At 34.8% G+C, this 14,345-nt stretch carries 16 protein-coding genes and 2 pseudogenes; 3 read left to right on the top strand and 15 right to left on the bottom strand.

The annotated features are described in order from the left end of the window. Positions 1-380: 380 nt before the first annotated feature. The 4 genes from Q1B07_RS03385 to Q1B07_RS03370 form a co-directional block, all read right to left on the bottom strand. On the bottom strand, positions 381-1,175 hold the full coding sequence (locus Q1B07_RS03385) for a peptidoglycan-binding protein (RefSeq protein ID WP_299088375.1): 795 nt from the start codon (positions 1,173-1,175) through the stop codon (positions 381-383). A 503-nt stretch (positions 1,176-1,678) separates the two neighbouring features. Further along, entirely contained in the window at positions 1,679-1,987 is a 309-nt protein-coding gene (locus tag Q1B07_RS03380; RefSeq protein WP_299088376.1) for a hypothetical protein, read from the bottom strand. A gap of 144 nt (positions 1,988-2,131) precedes the next feature. Further along, complete coding sequence (locus tag Q1B07_RS03375; RefSeq protein ID WP_299088377.1) at positions 2,132-2,431, bottom strand: hypothetical protein; 300 nt, start codon at positions 2,429-2,431, stop codon at positions 2,132-2,134. Positions 2,432-2,611: 180 nt separating this feature from the next. After that, the gene (locus tag Q1B07_RS03370; protein ID WP_299088378.1) at positions 2,612-4,081 is read right to left on the bottom strand and encodes an alkaline phosphatase family protein; all 1,470 of its coding nucleotides are present in this window, start codon (positions 4,079-4,081) and stop codon (positions 2,612-2,614) included. 107 nt (positions 4,082-4,188) lie between these two features. Here Q1B07_RS03370 and Q1B07_RS03365 point away from each other — a divergent pair. Continuing rightward, positions 4,189-4,736: pseudogene (locus Q1B07_RS03365) on the top strand (hypothetical protein). 226 nt (positions 4,737-4,962) lie between these two features. Further along, the gene (locus tag Q1B07_RS03360) at positions 4,963-5,691 is read left to right on the top strand and encodes an endonuclease/exonuclease/phosphatase family protein (protein WP_299088381.1); all 729 of its coding nucleotides are present in this window, start codon (positions 4,963-4,965) and stop codon (positions 5,689-5,691) included. Between the two features lie 27 nt (positions 5,692-5,718). Here the strand turns inward: Q1B07_RS03360 and Q1B07_RS03355 are convergent, their stop codons facing one another. From Q1B07_RS03355 to Q1B07_RS03330, 6 genes and pseudogenes are all read right to left on the bottom strand, one after another. Further along, complete coding sequence (locus Q1B07_RS03355) at positions 5,719-6,579, bottom strand: DUF421 domain-containing protein (protein ID WP_299088383.1); 861 nt, start codon at positions 6,577-6,579, stop codon at positions 5,719-5,721. Between the two features lie 21 nt (positions 6,580-6,600). After that, entirely contained in the window at positions 6,601-6,807 is a 207-nt protein-coding gene (locus Q1B07_RS03350) for a DUF1657 domain-containing protein (RefSeq protein WP_299088384.1), read from the bottom strand. Positions 6,808-6,826: 19 nt separating this feature from the next. Further along, the gene (spoVAE, locus tag Q1B07_RS03345; protein WP_299088564.1) at positions 6,827-7,177 is read right to left on the bottom strand and encodes a stage V sporulation protein AE; all 351 of its coding nucleotides are present in this window, start codon (positions 7,175-7,177) and stop codon (positions 6,827-6,829) included. 2 nt (positions 7,178-7,179) lie between these two features. Beyond that, positions 7,180-8,190: a stage V sporulation protein AD gene (gene spoVAD / locus Q1B07_RS03340; protein WP_299088386.1), complete on the bottom strand. Its 1,011-nt coding sequence runs from the start codon at positions 8,188-8,190 to the stop codon at positions 7,180-7,182. After that, positions 8,190-8,661 (bottom strand): annotated as a pseudogene (gene spoVAC, locus Q1B07_RS03335) (stage V sporulation protein AC). The gene spoVAD and the pseudogene spoVAC overlap by 1 nt, the downstream one beginning before the upstream one ends. Positions 8,662-8,847: 186 nt before the next feature. Further along, on the bottom strand, positions 8,848-9,969 hold the full coding sequence (locus Q1B07_RS03330; RefSeq protein ID WP_299088389.1) for a glycosyltransferase: 1,122 nt from the start codon (positions 9,967-9,969) through the stop codon (positions 8,848-8,850). 139 nt (positions 9,970-10,108) lie between these two features. Between Q1B07_RS03330 and Q1B07_RS03325 the strand changes: the two genes are divergently transcribed. After that, positions 10,109-10,921: a metallophosphoesterase gene (locus tag Q1B07_RS03325; RefSeq protein WP_299088391.1), complete on the top strand. Its 813-nt coding sequence runs from the start codon at positions 10,109-10,111 to the stop codon at positions 10,919-10,921. A gap of 51 nt (positions 10,922-10,972) precedes the next feature. Here the strand turns inward: Q1B07_RS03325 and Q1B07_RS03320 are convergent, their stop codons facing one another. From Q1B07_RS03320 to Q1B07_RS03300, 5 genes are read right to left on the bottom strand one after another with little or no spacing between them, the layout of a single operon-like run. Beyond that, on the bottom strand, positions 10,973-11,392 hold the full coding sequence (locus Q1B07_RS03320) for a bifunctional adenosylcobinamide kinase/adenosylcobinamide-phosphate guanylyltransferase (RefSeq protein WP_299088567.1): 420 nt from the start codon (positions 11,390-11,392) through the stop codon (positions 10,973-10,975). Further along, positions 11,356-11,979 (bottom strand): histidine phosphatase family protein, encoded by a 624-nt coding sequence (locus tag Q1B07_RS03315; protein WP_299088393.1) that lies wholly within the window; start codon positions 11,977-11,979, stop codon positions 11,356-11,358. The genes Q1B07_RS03320 and Q1B07_RS03315 overlap by 37 nt, the downstream gene beginning before the upstream one ends. Continuing rightward, positions 11,931-12,704 (bottom strand): adenosylcobinamide-GDP ribazoletransferase, encoded by a 774-nt coding sequence (cobS, locus tag Q1B07_RS03310; RefSeq protein WP_299088395.1) that lies wholly within the window; start codon positions 12,702-12,704, stop codon positions 11,931-11,933. The genes Q1B07_RS03315 and cobS overlap by 49 nt, the downstream gene beginning before the upstream one ends. A 5-nt stretch (positions 12,705-12,709) precedes the next feature. Continuing rightward, the gene (locus Q1B07_RS03305; RefSeq protein ID WP_299088398.1) at positions 12,710-13,252 is read right to left on the bottom strand and encodes a bifunctional adenosylcobinamide kinase/adenosylcobinamide-phosphate guanylyltransferase; all 543 of its coding nucleotides are present in this window, start codon (positions 13,250-13,252) and stop codon (positions 12,710-12,712) included. After that, positions 13,246-14,334: a histidinol-phosphate transaminase gene (locus Q1B07_RS03300; RefSeq protein ID WP_299088401.1), complete on the bottom strand. Its 1,089-nt coding sequence runs from the start codon at positions 14,332-14,334 to the stop codon at positions 13,246-13,248. The genes Q1B07_RS03305 and Q1B07_RS03300 overlap by 7 nt, the downstream gene beginning before the upstream one ends. Positions 14,335-14,345 lie beyond the last annotated feature (11 nt).

Here is a 14,345-nt window from a genome sequence, read left to right as displayed (position 1 = left end):
AAAAGTCAAGGCTTTCGAGTGATGGAAGTTACAACTACTTGACGCTAAACTAACCATATATTTCCAGTTGAGTCATCGATCGATGGCTTGTTTTGCTATGCCCATTTTTTAACTGGGTGCCCAGAGTATTCATTTCAGACTTACACCTCATTGTGTTGTGATCTGCTAGTAAGAGAAATAAAAAAGGCCTAACCCTTTTGCAGAAAAAGAGTTAGGCCTTCGGTTTTCCGATCGGCTTTTTATTTCGTTACTAATTAATCAGATTATATATCCTATTAATCCTACCTGTCAACTCGATTTTAAAATTAAATTGAAGTTAATCTAAAATTCTTTGCTCAATAGGCATCTTTTTATTTTCATTACTATTATGTATCCATTTTTTAATCAAGCACTCTAACCTTCACCGTTTTTCTTCCCCATTGTAGTGCCGTATTTTCTGTTGGGAAAAAGACATCTATTTCATTTCCTGTAATCCCTCCGCCAATATCAGCTGCAATGGCAGTTCCATAGCCTTCTACTTCAACGGTAGATCCTAAAGGTATAACACTTGGGTCGACAGCAATTACCTTACCATCCGGATATTTTTTCAAATCGACTCCCATTCTTGTTACTCCAGAGCAGCCACTACAGTATGCAGTATAGGCGGTACTCGCAACAGTTAGTTCTTTAACAGACTGATCGGCAGCAGATGCTTTTTGGTTTAATTTACTAAATGTTTGCGGACCTGCAATACCATCAACTGCTAACCCTACTTTACGTTGAAATTGAGCAACAGCATTTTTTGTCCCGTCGCCATAGATTCCATCAATTGCTCCACTATAAGAGTCCCATGCTTGTAAAAGCTGTTGAAGTTGGATAACCGGCTTGCCCATATCTCCTTTACGGAGAACTTTTATTTTTACATTTGTTTGCGGACCTGCAATACCATCTATTTTAATACGTTTCTCTGATTGAAATTCTCTTACAGCATCCTCCGTTATGTCACCAAAATAGCCTGTAGCGGTATGATAAGGAAAATTTCCTTTTGCTAATAAATACTCCTGCAATTCTTTTACATCACTATGTGCCATTCCCTTTGATAATGTTCTGTCTCCCAATGCCGCTTCACCTGTTTCGGGAAAAAGCAAACCGATACTTGTGAATGCAAGCAGCGTAAATCCCCATTTCTTTTTCATTACAACTTAGCCTCCTCGTTTATTTCATTAAAACAATACGGAGACTTGAAAGAATTTTTAAGGTAAAAACTAAATTTCACGAATTAAGACCTAAATAAAAAGAAATTAATGTCAAATCATGGTCAAGATTTAACAGGAAAAAATGACAAAAATCACCAATAATTAGCTTATTCCTGTAAATTTTACAATATTAATATCTAAAATGTGTGTTATTTCAACAATCAAACAAAATAAGAAAAGCGAAAGCGCCTTGATCAGCCTAGGGCAAATAAGACGCTCATGAATAGAAGGTGTTCTTTGCCTTCTATTCATGAGTGGCTAGACCCTAGAGGGGCTAGGCGCTGGAGCTAGACACTAAACTAGGTATAAAATTTTATATTTTCTTACCTTTAAATGAAAAACTCTAATCAAAGAGTCTTTCATTTTTTGTCAAGTTCATCATGAAGTGAAGTTCACAATTTTATAAAGTATGACATTCCCTTATAATTGCTGACTCAAAAATTTTAAAACATTTCATTCGTTTCCCAAGATTCTACTGTTAAATAAGCGGTATGAGGATCCATTCCTTTACCAAGTAAATAGGTCATTGCAGCAACTTCCTGTAATGCATGTGCAAATGATGTAGCTTTCGCCTCTTTTAAGCCATATTTTACAAATGGGTCAATGCTAGATAATACTTGTTGTTTTAAATGAGGGTATAAAGGTTTTTTGATTAATTGATCTGCCCACAATTCAGATTGAGGGTATTGCGGAAAGTGGCCAGCATGCTGTTGTCGATAATAAGACATGTGGTATGGATATAAATGACTCATTTTTATCCCCTTTCTTGATTATTTAGTCCATGCAAAATATACTATGTTTCACTAATGTTCATGGGAATAGACATTTGCCTATATCTGCAACTTTAAACATGGGAAGGGACTATCCCCTTTTTGAGATAGCCCCTTTTAAACTTTCTATTGATTGTTACTATTATTATTTACCATATTAGGAAAAACCTCATCTGCAAATTCATAAGCAAAATTCATTTGATTTTGTAAGGGTATCCTAGAATTAATTCGAAGGTTATTAAAGCCTTCTTGAATTTTTTGTCCCCAATTTGTATTTCGGCTTCCAATCACTCCAAGAGCTGTTAATCCAAGTAACGACCATAAAAGCAAACTGCCGTTATTTGTTCGCTTATTGCCAAGTAAATTAAATAATCGAACATTTCTTCTTCCACTTAATAATGAAAAAAGAGTGTTTAGATTGTTCATTCTGATTACCCCCTATTTGTATTTTTTTCAGGACATTTATATTCTGTATTTAATTTAAAGATAATAGTGTTGGTAATTTCTTATTACTTATTATTTGTGCTAGGTAAATACCGGTGTGTATTATTTTTCTAGGCTCTGATATATTAGTGGAAAATCAACTATGACTTAACATAGCTTTTCCTAGATTAATGATAAAAGCCACTCTTTTAAATCTACGATACGAGGATTTTTCGGCTTTGTATCAGTTCCGGTTACAATCATGGGAACAAGTGAATCTTGTTCATGCAATCCTCCGTGGCTAGCCCCTCCAACATGAGTAGGTGAAGATTCGGCTAAAAATTCATATCCCGGCTTTGCATTAACAACAAGATAATCCCCTTCATGCGAAAAAAATGTTGTATAAAGTCTTGCCAAGGCATCTGGGTATGTTCCATACATAATGTTTTTTTCCATAATTGATAGGTCTAATATTTGTAGATCACCTTCTATTAACCATGTTTGTCCATACTCATCCTTATAATTTCCATCAGGACTAAAGATAAGCTGTCCAGTTTGAATGCCAGAAATTACATAAATATTATTACCCTTTTTCCAAGCTATGATATCAATTCTGTCATCCTTTTGTAATGTCTTTGCAAGTTTTTCTAGAGGTACACGATTAGAATCCAATGTATAAATAAAAGTCATTCTTTCATTTGCACATAGAATAACCTCATCTGATGAAGTTATTCTTGCCCTTAATTTTGGTATTTTATATGCTTGCAATAGTTTTCTTAAATCAATCAAAGCTTTCTTACGGTCATCTTCAATCCACGCTTGGCCATTATCCCCCAAAATAATCCATGTATTATCCTTTAATGCATCTTTCCAAGTAGAGTATGTATTAAGAATGTCTTGAAGTTGCTTGTCAACTTTTTCAATACCTTTACTATACATCCTGCCTTTTTTATGAATTCGCTGATCTAAATCTGGAAAATATGCAATTGTAAAGGCAGGAAGCATATCTTGTTTGATAAGATATTTCAATTCCTTTGCTGAAAATTTGTCATTAAACCCATATTTCTGCCCAAAAAAAGAGTAACTTTTCGATGAAGATAATTTAGCCATAGCACCGTATGAAAATAAATAGGGAGCATAAGCGAAAATTTTTCTTCTCATTCCTGTAAACAATGACATAAGAAAAGGAAATGTGATTTGTACAGATTCGCTTCCCCTATACATTAAAGTATTGATAGACGCAGTCTGTAAATCTTGATCCTTTAAGATTTCATGAATGGTTTTATGCTTTTTGCTTAAATGGTTATGATTTAAATTGTAAAAAATATCTTCCATCGATTGTTTCAAGCCTAGTTTAAAGAGTTCTCTAACATTACCCCCATAATTAATAATTCTATTTTCATTTTTGTTAAACCACACTAAACCAGGTACTTTATGTTGATCACTGTAAACACCGGTAAGCAACGAGCTGTCTACATTTACAGACATAGTTGGAAATGGGCTGACCATGTTTGGAATTTTATAGCCATTTTCAATAAAAAATTGAAGTGCGGGTGCTTTTCCATTCTTTAACGCTTCTTGTAAAGTCAAATCCATTAATGTATCAACTATAATCATTATTATTTTTTTCTTTCCTGGTGAGGTTAATGTCATCGAAATCTCGTCCTTTCAAAAATACATAAAAGATAATAGGAAAATTTCTCAATTATAATTCCTAAGGAAAAATGACAAATTATTATTGAAATGAGGAGGTAAGAATTATGCGCAGCTATCTGCTTACATTTTGGAATATACTTGATCCTTTATATTACCTATTAACCAGATTAGAATACATCGATCGTCATTCAAATATTTTCCGTGTACGAATAACCAAATATAAAGGAAAAGATGTTGTCTTAAGTGACGGAACAAAGATAAATAAAAATGATAAAATGCTAAAAATTCATTTACACAATGTTAAACTTTTAAACGAGTTGAAAAGCGTCAAATGCACTGTAAGAAGAGGCAGAATTATTTTTCAGAAAGTACATTTTTCGATGCCTCTTATTGCAGAATATATTCATAACCATAAAAACAGCAATGAAATTAAGGGAGTTATTGGCATCACGATGCTGCATAAAGGAGCAAGAAACTTGGTTTTGAGACTGTTCGACCTAGCAGCTCACTTTACAGATTATTAAAAGGGTTAACCCAGGCTCCTCTTTTTTTATTATCTGCAGAACGAGTAAATATCTTAAAAATACCTGAACTTTATTATTTATTTATGTCAAAGGAAAAACTCGAACAGACATATAATAAAAATAAGTAAAACAAATTGGAAATGTATTTATTTTTATGCAATTTAGTTAAACTCTCTCTTATTTTCATCAGGGGTTGAATTATTAAGAATGCTTCTAGCTTATTCTGTTTCTAGATGCTTTCAATAAATTTTGGTTTTTCAATCTTTTGGAAATTCCTTTAAAATTAGGTTGTTTAAAATCGGGTAATTTATACGTTATTTTTAGAATGCCCAGCATAAAAGGAGATCGTGTTTTATGGAAATCGATGTTTTGACCTTTAATATTCATCACGGAGTGGGGATTGATAAAGAAGCAAATCTAGAGAGAATTGCTCAAGTACTTGAAAAAAGTGAAGCAGATATTATCGGCCTTAATGAAGTTGATAAATATTTTTCAAAGCGAAGTCTCTTTGAAGATCAGACAAGGTGGCTTGCAAAGCAATTAAATACAAACTACTTTTTTAGTCCGTCTCTCTCATTTAAATCTAAAACCACAAATAAGGTGCGTCAATATGGGAATGCTCTTCTATCCCGATTTCCTATCGTATCAAAAAAAAGCCATTCATTTAACTATATGCCCGGACTAATTGAAGGAAGGTCATTGCTTGATGCCACAATTCAAATAGATAAACAGTTATATCAAATAATGGTCACTCATTTAAGCCTTAATCCCTTCCTTCATAGAAAGCAAACTGATTTTATCATAAAACAAATTCATAAATATCCCCATCCAATTATTTTGATGGGTGATTGGAATATGAAGCCAGGATCAAAAGGGTGGAAAAAATTATCGGATAAAGTTCAAGATTCTTGGCATGTTTCAGGAATGGGACCAGGTTACACATACCCATCGTCTCATCCAAAAATGAGGTTGGATTACATTTTTGTCAGTCCTGAACTAAGAGTTGTTCAATCACAAGTCATAACATATACACATAACTCTTCTGATCATTTGCCGTTAAAAGCAACAATATCTTGCCATTAATACCTTTATGATTAATTTACAGCTGTTCTAATTCTTAAGGTATGGTGTCAATTTAATTAATACTTCATCTACTTTCATAGCATTTTTATGATACATTTGCTTTGTTTCCTTAGAATCTGTAGCCAAAGAGAATAATTCCAGATCCGCTTGACATTTTTTTATCATTGCTAACAGCAATGGTTTTTCTTGAGGTGTGGGTACTTTTAGCTTGTCATCAAATAAATCAACTGTTAACTGCCCATAAGTGTCTACCTGAGCTAAATATACATTTTCAATGCTTACATTCAATTTGTCCAACTCGGTTTCAAGCCAACGTCTGTTTCTTCCGGCATTTGTAAGCGGTTCGTCTAACACTTCTCCGTCCATTATAACCGTTTGAGGTTCTTTTTCATTAATAGCAGTCATTCCAAGATCTTTAGCTGTAACAGGACGATTTTCTTTTTTTAAAAGTACACTTAAATCACCCGTGGGTTCTAAAACAGCAAATTCAACGTCTGCAACTTGGAATACATTTTTCCTACGGAGAAGTTCAAGTAATTCATCAGCTGTATATCTTTCTTTTTTTAAATTATCTTCCATCACTTTGCCGTCTTTAATAAAGATTGTTCCTTTTCCTTCAACTAAGTCTCTGAATCTTTTGCTTTTTAGAGAAAGTATCCCTACTATGAACGGAACCGAACCAAAAATGAAAATGGAGACCACGCCATTCCACATATTCCCATCAAGTCCTATTATCACTTCCCCAGCAATGCTTCCAATTGTAATACCAGTCACATACTCAAAAAAAGATAACTCTGTTAACTGTTTTTTCCCCAAAATTTTCGTAATTAAAAACAACACGGCTAAAAAGAAAAAAGATCTTAAGATAACATCTATCCATTCAGGCATCGATTATCACCTCTTGCAAGATTAAAATCCTTTGTATTGATATTCTTCCCGTTCCAATTGTCCAACACGCATTTTTACATCCTCTTTCACTTCCTCCATTTTCATCATCATTTCATGAAAAACTTTTTTTGCCTCCTCATCTTGTGAGGTAATTGCAAGACTTGATAAGCTTGCCTCAATGCTTTTCAAGGTCGATAAACACTGTTTTACTTGTGAACCAACGGTCATAAAAACAAACCTCCTTGCATTATCCTTTAGGTTTAAAGATTAAGGCTCCTATCAGACCAAAAATAATGGCTGCGGATATCCCTGAGCTAGTTACTTCAAACATCCCGGTTATGACCCCTACAAGTCCATGTTGCTCTGCCTCCTGCATGGCACCATGCACTAAAGAATTTCCAAAGCTTGTAATTGGAATCGTTGCACCTGCTCCAGCAAATGCGATCAAAGGTTCATATAAATTAAAGCCATCTAAAATAGCTCCAACTACAACCAACGTACTTAATGTATGTGCAGGCGTTAGTTTAAAAACATCAAACATGATTTGACCTATCACACAAATTAAGCCGCCTATGATAAATGCCCAAAAGAAAATCATCATCATAAGCCTCCTAACTCAATCGAAACTGCATGTGCAATGCAAGGAATTGTTTCATTTTGCTGGAATGTTAGAGGCGATAATAATGCACCAGTAGCAACAACGAGTAACCTATTAAATTCGCCCTTTTTCATCCGATTAAGCAAATGGCCATATACAACAGTTGCAGAACATCCTGCACCACTGGCACCAGATAGAACCGGTTGTCCTTCACGGTAAATCATCAGTCCGCAATCCTGAAATTGTTCTTCTTTAATTGAAAATCCATGCTTTTTCAGAAGGTCGAGGGCAACTTCACGACCAATGTGTCCAAGGTCACCTGTTACAATTAAATCATAATACGACAAATCCACTCCTCGTTCTTTTAGGTGAGTTTCAATCGTATCCACAGCCGCGGGAGCCATTGCTCCACCCATATTAAAAGGATCGGTTAATCCCATATCAATAACGCGGCCAATCGTAGCAGAAGTAACTTTTGGACCTTCACCTTCATTCTTTAAAATGGCAACACCAGCACCAGTCACGGTCCATTGTGATGTCGGCGGTTTTTGCCCTCCATATTCAGTAGGGTATCGAAATTGCTTTTCTGTAGCAGCATTATGACTTGAAGCACCTGTCATTAGGCATGTTGATCCTCTATTATTTACAATAAACGCTCCCAGTGCCAACCCTTCCATAGAAGTTGAACAAGCACCGAATAAACCTAAATAAGGGAAGCCAAATGTTTTTATCGCAAAACTAGTAAGAGTAATTTGATTGATCAAATCTCCCCCAAGAAAAAATTGAACATCTTCTTGTTGAACCTCTGCTTTTTCCATTGCCTTTTGGCAAGCTTCCTCAATTAAGACTTTTTGAGCTTTTTCAAATGAGTCTTGCCTTAACCAAATATCATCATGTAATAAATCAAAGTCTTCCGGTATTTTTCCTCGTGCTTCAAAAGGTCCTCCTACTGTTCCAGTTGAAATAATAACTGGTTCATTTTTAAACAGCCACGTGTTATGTCCGCTTAACATTACAAACCACCCAACCCGATCCAAATTGTTTTAATGGTCGCAATCACAAATGCCGAAAACACACCAAACATAATAACTGATCCTGCTAATTTAAACATATTTCCACCAACACCAAGGACATAACCTTCCGTTCTATGTTCAATTGCTGCTGAAATTACTGCGTTTCCAAACCCGGTAACTGGAACCGCTGAACCAGCACCACCAAATTGAGCAAGGCGATCATATACACCAAAGCCCGTTAAGAGCATTGAGAGAAAAATCATAACTGCGACGGTAGGATTTCCGGCAGTTTGTTCAGTGAAGTCGAAATTATAGATAAAAAAAGTTTGAATCGCTTGTCCAACTAAACATATAGCCCCGCCAACAAAAAATGCCTTTATACAATTTCTTACAATTGGGCGCTTTACCTCGCGTTCTTTTTGAAATGATTGGCTGAACAGGAGTTAAGTTTTTCTTTTTGTTATTTGACATTCATTCACCTTCTTTATGTAAGTTCCTCTGAAAGACTTTTGATTCTATTTAGTTCTTTTTCAAGTTTCTTTTTACTGATATTTGTTTCGTTGACTTGCTTTTCTAACTCATTGAGTTCCAGTAATATTTTTTTGTCGGTTGATAGGGTCACATGATAATTTGGAAAATGATCTTCCGCTAATTTTTTTAATTGTGTTTATTCGTAAGTATTTTTACTAAAGTTTCTGATAAAACCTCATTTTCTATTGAGTTTAAATACATGTTCACCTGTTTTCGATGCCGATTCATACAGGTTTGGGAAGTTAAGTAATCCAAGATTTGATTTTCTAAATATTTGTGATCATTTTCCAGCAGAAAAACAAGCTCATTATTTTTTAAATTTCGTAAATTTATTTCTTCTTGACCAGGTAAGACAGAGTAAATAAAAATTGGTAATTTTTTTCTTAATGTTTCACTAATAGTCACTCCTCCAGGTTTCGTTATGATCCCGGAAGAATTGGAATAAAGTGCATTCATTTCATTTTTACATGTTATATAGGGTAATGGGGTAATATTGGGGCTGTTAATTGATTGTACAAATTGAAACAACTTTTTATTTTTTCCACATAGGACCTTGTAATGAATCTTCCCTGAAGGTTTTAGGTTTTTTAACAATTTTTTTATGTTTCCAGTACCAAGACTTCCACCGGAAATAAGTAAATGTATGTCGTTTTGTTCATTTGTTTTTTGTTTTGATTCATTCTTTGAATAAGAGGGATGGACAGGAATTCCGGTTACATGGATTTGATTGTACTCCACTCCTTGACTACAAAGGAATTGTTTTACTTCTTGAGTAGGAGCAAAATGATAATCAATATGAGACAAACCCCAAAGTTGATTAACAAAAAAGTCAGTATAAACATTAATAACTGGAACGCGTTGGCCTGATTGCTGTTTCAGTTTATTTAGCAAATATGAAGGGAGTGCATGAGTGCATATAATTAAATCTGGATTACTATCATTAAGTACCTTCTTTTTTATAGATCTGAGAAAAAGTATTTCATATAGTATGTATCTTTTCGTTTTATATATATCATTGAAAGAAACTTTACGATATAACCAGCTGTAAAGAGCAGGACATACCTTTATCGATTTTAGGTACGTTCCAGTAATAATCGTCTCTAAAAACCCCAAACTATACGATAATAGTTCCACTTTTTCAAATTCCAATTCCAAATTACCTTCTTTTAAGGATTCCATAATACTGTCAGCAACTTGATGATGTCCCGAAGACATTCTTAATAAAGGCATTAATAAAATTTTTGGCATACCCTACCCTCAGTTCTAGATTTTTACTTATAGTTTCTTTCTTTTATAAAAAATTATTAATGGTTACGAAGGTAACCATTACTTCCCACTATTCTTACCTTAACTCTCCTACTATACTTTTATATAGGAGGAGATAATTTTGATTTTTTTATTACTAGTTATACTATTAATCATCATCATTCCTGTTTTATATAAAGCAAATAACAATACTAAAGATATTGCGATCAAAAATATATCTCTTGAAGAAGAGGGAAAATTTCTAAACAGGCAACTAAGGATTCTACATCTATCAGACTTGCATTTAGAAAACATTTCAATTTCGCCTCAAGAACTCCAAAAACTAGTTGAAAATGATCCAATTGACTTAATTGCCCTTACAGGAGATTTTTTAGATCGTAAACGAAGTATTCCTAAGCTGGTTCCTTATTTAGAAGTCTTAAGAAATATTCAACCTAGGTTTGGAATGTATGCGGTGTTCGGAAATCACGATTACGTCTTAAAAGGGAAGAATTTTCAACGTTTAAAGGAAACGATCGAGGAAAACGGTTGTAAAACATTGCAAAATGAACATCTTACAATCGAGGTGGAAGGAAATAAGCTTAATATCATTGGTATTGATGATTACAGTACGAAAAGAAGCAACCTTCTTAAATCATATAAAGGGTTACAAAACGGCTATAATTTAGTATTGACACATGATCCGAACATTGTGTTGGAAATGAAAGATTTTCATTTTGATTACCTCTTGTCAGGCCATTTTCATGGAGGACAAATCCATTGGCCTAAGCCATATCACTTAATCAAAATGGGAAAATTAGTTCGGATGAAAATGGTGAAAGGATTACATTATCATAATGATAAACCCTTTTATATAAGTGAGGGGCTCGGACAAACCGGGGTAAATATTCGGATTGGAAGTCGTCCTGAAATTACCATTCATAACCTTTCATAAATATTAGAACGTTTCAAGATAAAGTTAAACCCCCACTTCGTTTTAGGGGGTTTATTTAATGGTTTTTACTAAACCGTGCCAACAATATTGCACTGAATCGGCCTTGCTTGCAGCATACTGCAGCACCCAACCAGCTATATCACGGATGTTCCTATCCTCTTCATTTAATGGTACAATCCCTCTCCCCATTTCCAATATTATGAAAATAACAGATTTTTCGTACCTCTTCTCTAACTCGCAAATTTCATCAATTAGTTCATAAAAATGATCTTTTGCATCATCAAGAGTGGAGTATAATTTTAATTCATTCTTAATCCACACTTCCCACCCTTCTAATACTAGCATTGAGCTTGATCTGAATTTTATCTTCCAATCAAGTAACAGATCATATTGATAAGCACTATGCCAAGTTATTTCATCATAATGATCTCTTATTAACTTTCTTTTTCCTGAATAGGCACCTCCGACCACGAGTTGCAAATCCATTCCCCCCTTTGATGATAAAATGACAGACAATAGGCTGTTCCATGGTTAATTTGTATATCCCAATAAGTACTGATTAAATCTAAGTTTTTCATTATTGCGCGAATAACCCCGCCGTGTGTTACGATCAATGTTTTGCTATTTGACACGGTTTGTCGTGATTGTAATTCTGCAAGAAAAGTATTAATTCTGCTAGTAAATTGCTGCAATGTTTCTCCTTTTGGCGGTACATTCTTTTCAAAATCTGCTAACCATGCCTGATAAATGTGATCTCCTTTAAGATCTTCATAAGTTAAGCCTTCCCATTCGCCAAAATGAATTTCCCTTAGCCTGGAATCTAAACAAACTAGCTTATTGGGAAGTAAATACCGAAACGTTTCTAGACATCTCTTAAGATCACTACAATAATAAAAATCAAAATCAATGCTTTCAAGTGCTCTTCGCAGTTGATTTAATATATGAAGCTCTTGCTCTAATAAAGGTTCATCTGAATGACCCATATATCTTTTTTCAAGATTCCATCTCGTTATCCCATGACGAACAAAGTATACATCCATAGAATGAAAAGTCCCCATAATTCCCCTCCTTCAATTGAAGCACCTAGTATATCTCCGTTAATTCCTTTAAAGTTTTTCATGATCCATATTCGGAAGAAGAAGAAATAGACAAAATATGAAAAGCAAATCAACAGCATGCTTGGTGAAATCAATGTAAAAAGTATGACAACTACAGTTCCAATGATAACCTCGCGGATGGAAAGGTGCTGCTTCCAGTAATAAGCTAACCCCTCTTGCTTCATAACTGGTACAAAATATAGTAAAAAAAGCGGTATTAATCGGCTGCATGCAGCAATCAAGCTTAGACCCACGAAAAGCTGCTCAAATTGAACATTAAACTGTAAAACGATCACATAAAAAAGAGCTACTTTCCATACGAGATGAAAAATAACCGTGAGCACTGCAAAACTACCAACTTGAGGATCTTTCATAATTTCCAGCTTTTTCCCATAAGGAGCATTTGATCCGATTGCATCAGCTACATCCATTAAGCCGTCTAAATGCAATCCACCTGTTAAAATCACCCATAGAGTTATAATAAAGAGGGAACTCATCCATAAAGGAAATACCGGGTCTGTAATCGTGTAGACCAGTGACAAAATTCCGCCGATAATGAAACCAATTATACCAAAAGATTGAAGTGCTCCTTTTATAAATTGCTTTTCCCATGGACAATTAATTGGAATAGGAATACGGGTTAAAAATTGCAATGCTAAAATAATTCCAAGAACGAAATGCTTCATCCTGATCAACCTTTCCATTTAATCGGAATTCCTGCGACAACTTGATAAACCGATTTTGCATTTGAAGTAATAAGTTGATGCACTTTTTCAAGATTGTAGATATATTGGTGAATGAACAAATTGTCACTGGGCATACCTTCATTAACATCATTTGAGACAATGATCAATTCAAGTTTTTTCTGTTCCGATAAATGGATCCATTTTGAAACTTCTTGCAAAATCAGAAATAAATCAGCGTTTGCCTTGTACATGATGTTATTTACCCAAATAGTTAAGCAATCCAATAAAATGACATTTTGCTCATTAATGTTTTGTAACACGTTTGTTATATCCAAAGGAGCTTCTATTGTATGCCAAACCGAATCCCGTTCTTCTCTATGACGTTCAATTCGTCTTTCCATTTCAAGATCTGTCCGTTCTGCTGTTGCGATATAAAGTAACTTTTCTTTTTTTCCAGTCTTAATGCCTTTATTGAATTGGTGAATAGCATAGGTCTCTGCAAACGAACTTTTTCCAGAACGGGCGCCCCCTGAAATAAACGTTAACATCTTTTTTCTCTCCAGTTCCTTAAGGTTTCCAGTAAATAATTGTTTTCCTCAGCGCTGCGGACAGCCATCCGCAAATAGTTCCCATCAAGACCTTTAAAGGTATGAGTATGCCTTGGAATAATCTTATTATCTAGTAAAAATTCTAATAACTCTTCTGTATTTGTATCCTGGTTAAGATCCTTTAACAGGTAAAAATTTACGCAGGTTGGAGAATAATAGAAGCCAAGTTTAGTAAACTCTGTTGTTAAAAGCTTTAGCTGGCCTTGCAACCATGATTTCGTTGCTTCGATAAATCCGTCTTGTGCAACTAAGCTTGGCAAAAATGAAGCGACAATGCCATTTATACTCCATGGTATTTGGTTTTTCTTTAATTGTACGATTATCTCTGGTCTAGCAATTACATAACCTAGCCGCAAGCTTGGTATCGCATAAATTTTCGTTAATGATCGAAGTAAGATCAGATTTGAAAAGGTATCCATTAAATGTGTTAAATCAGTTATTTCTGACGGAAGAAAATGGATAAATGCCTCGTCAATAACAATGGTCGTTTGGCACTCAAGCCCTTTTTCCAGCAATTCCTTTATATCTTCAATCGCAACCACCGTGCCTGTAGGGTTATTAGGGCGACATAAAAAAACGACATCTACTTCTTCGATTTTGGATAATACCTTTTCAAGAGGAAATGAGAAGTCATGATCAAGTTGAAGAGAAACATGGGATACGGAAAGCCGGTACACATAACAAGCCCTTTCATATTCAGAAAAGGTCGGCTCAATAATTAAAGCCTTCTTACCAGAAAACAGCTGGGCAACAAGAAAAATCGCTTCTGAACCCCCATTCGTTAGCAGTACTACATCCTCATATAACCTTTCATGAGCCGCGACCAGCTTTGTCTCTTTTCGATAATCAGGATCAGGGTATCTCTCAAATTGATCATAAGCTTTGAACAAGCTCTCTTTTAGTTCTGGTGGGGGACCTAGTGGATTAATATTGGCACTAAAGTCAAAGAAATGATGATCTGTTGCTATGCCTTTTAATGCAAATATTTTATTCGGCTGTCCTCCGTGTTCTGGCCATTTCATTATAGTCACAC

This window comes from uncultured Metabacillus sp. (assembly GCF_947503125.1).
Taxonomy (GTDB): domain Bacteria; phylum Bacillota; class Bacilli; order Bacillales; family Bacillaceae; genus Metabacillus.
The sequence above is the reverse complement of the archived record's forward strand: the minus strand, read 5'-3'. Positions and strand labels throughout refer to the sequence as shown.

Excerpts from the sequence above, each read along its gene's own strand:
- Q1B07_RS03300 (WP_299088401.1), bottom strand. The coding sequence starts at position 14,334 with ATGAAATGGCCAGAACACGGAGGACAGCCGAATAAAATATTTGCATTA.
- spoVAD (WP_299088386.1), bottom strand. The coding sequence starts at position 8,190 with ATGTTAAGCGGACATAACACGTGGCTGTTTAAAAATGAACCAGTTATT.
- Q1B07_RS03315 (WP_299088393.1), bottom strand. The coding sequence starts at position 11,979 with ATGGGGACTTTTCATTCTATGGATGTATACTTTGTTCGTCATGGGATA.
- Q1B07_RS03305 (WP_299088398.1), bottom strand. The coding sequence starts at position 13,252 with ATGTTAACGTTTATTTCAGGGGGCGCCCGTTCTGGAAAAAGTTCGTTT.
- Q1B07_RS03360 (WP_299088381.1), top strand. The coding sequence starts at position 4,963 with ATGGAAATCGATGTTTTGACCTTTAATATTCATCACGGAGTGGGGATT.
- Q1B07_RS03330 (WP_299088389.1), bottom strand. The coding sequence starts at position 9,969 with ATGCCAAAAATTTTATTAATGCCTTTATTAAGAATGTCTTCGGGACAT.
- Q1B07_RS03370 (WP_299088378.1), bottom strand. The coding sequence starts at position 4,081 with ATGACATTAACCTCACCAGGAAAGAAAAAAATAATAATGATTATAGTT.
- Q1B07_RS03350 (WP_299088384.1), bottom strand. The coding sequence starts at position 6,807 with ATGACCGTTGGTTCACAAGTAAAACAGTGTTTATCGACCTTGAAAAGC.
- Q1B07_RS03385 (WP_299088375.1), bottom strand. The coding sequence starts at position 1,175 with ATGAAAAAGAAATGGGGATTTACGCTGCTTGCATTCACAAGTATCGGT.
- Q1B07_RS03375 (WP_299088377.1), bottom strand. The coding sequence starts at position 2,431 with ATGAACAATCTAAACACTCTTTTTTCATTATTAAGTGGAAGAAGAAAT.
- spoVAE (WP_299088564.1), bottom strand. The coding sequence starts at position 7,177 with ATGATTTTCTTTTGGGCATTTATCATAGGCGGCTTAATTTGTGTGATA.
- Q1B07_RS03355 (WP_299088383.1), bottom strand. The coding sequence starts at position 6,579 with ATGCCTGAATGGATAGATGTTATCTTAAGATCTTTTTTCTTTTTAGCC.
- cobS (WP_299088395.1), bottom strand. The coding sequence starts at position 12,704 with ATGAAGCATTTCGTTCTTGGAATTATTTTAGCATTGCAATTTTTAACC.
- Q1B07_RS03380 (WP_299088376.1), bottom strand. The coding sequence starts at position 1,987 with ATGAGTCATTTATATCCATACCACATGTCTTATTATCGACAACAGCAT.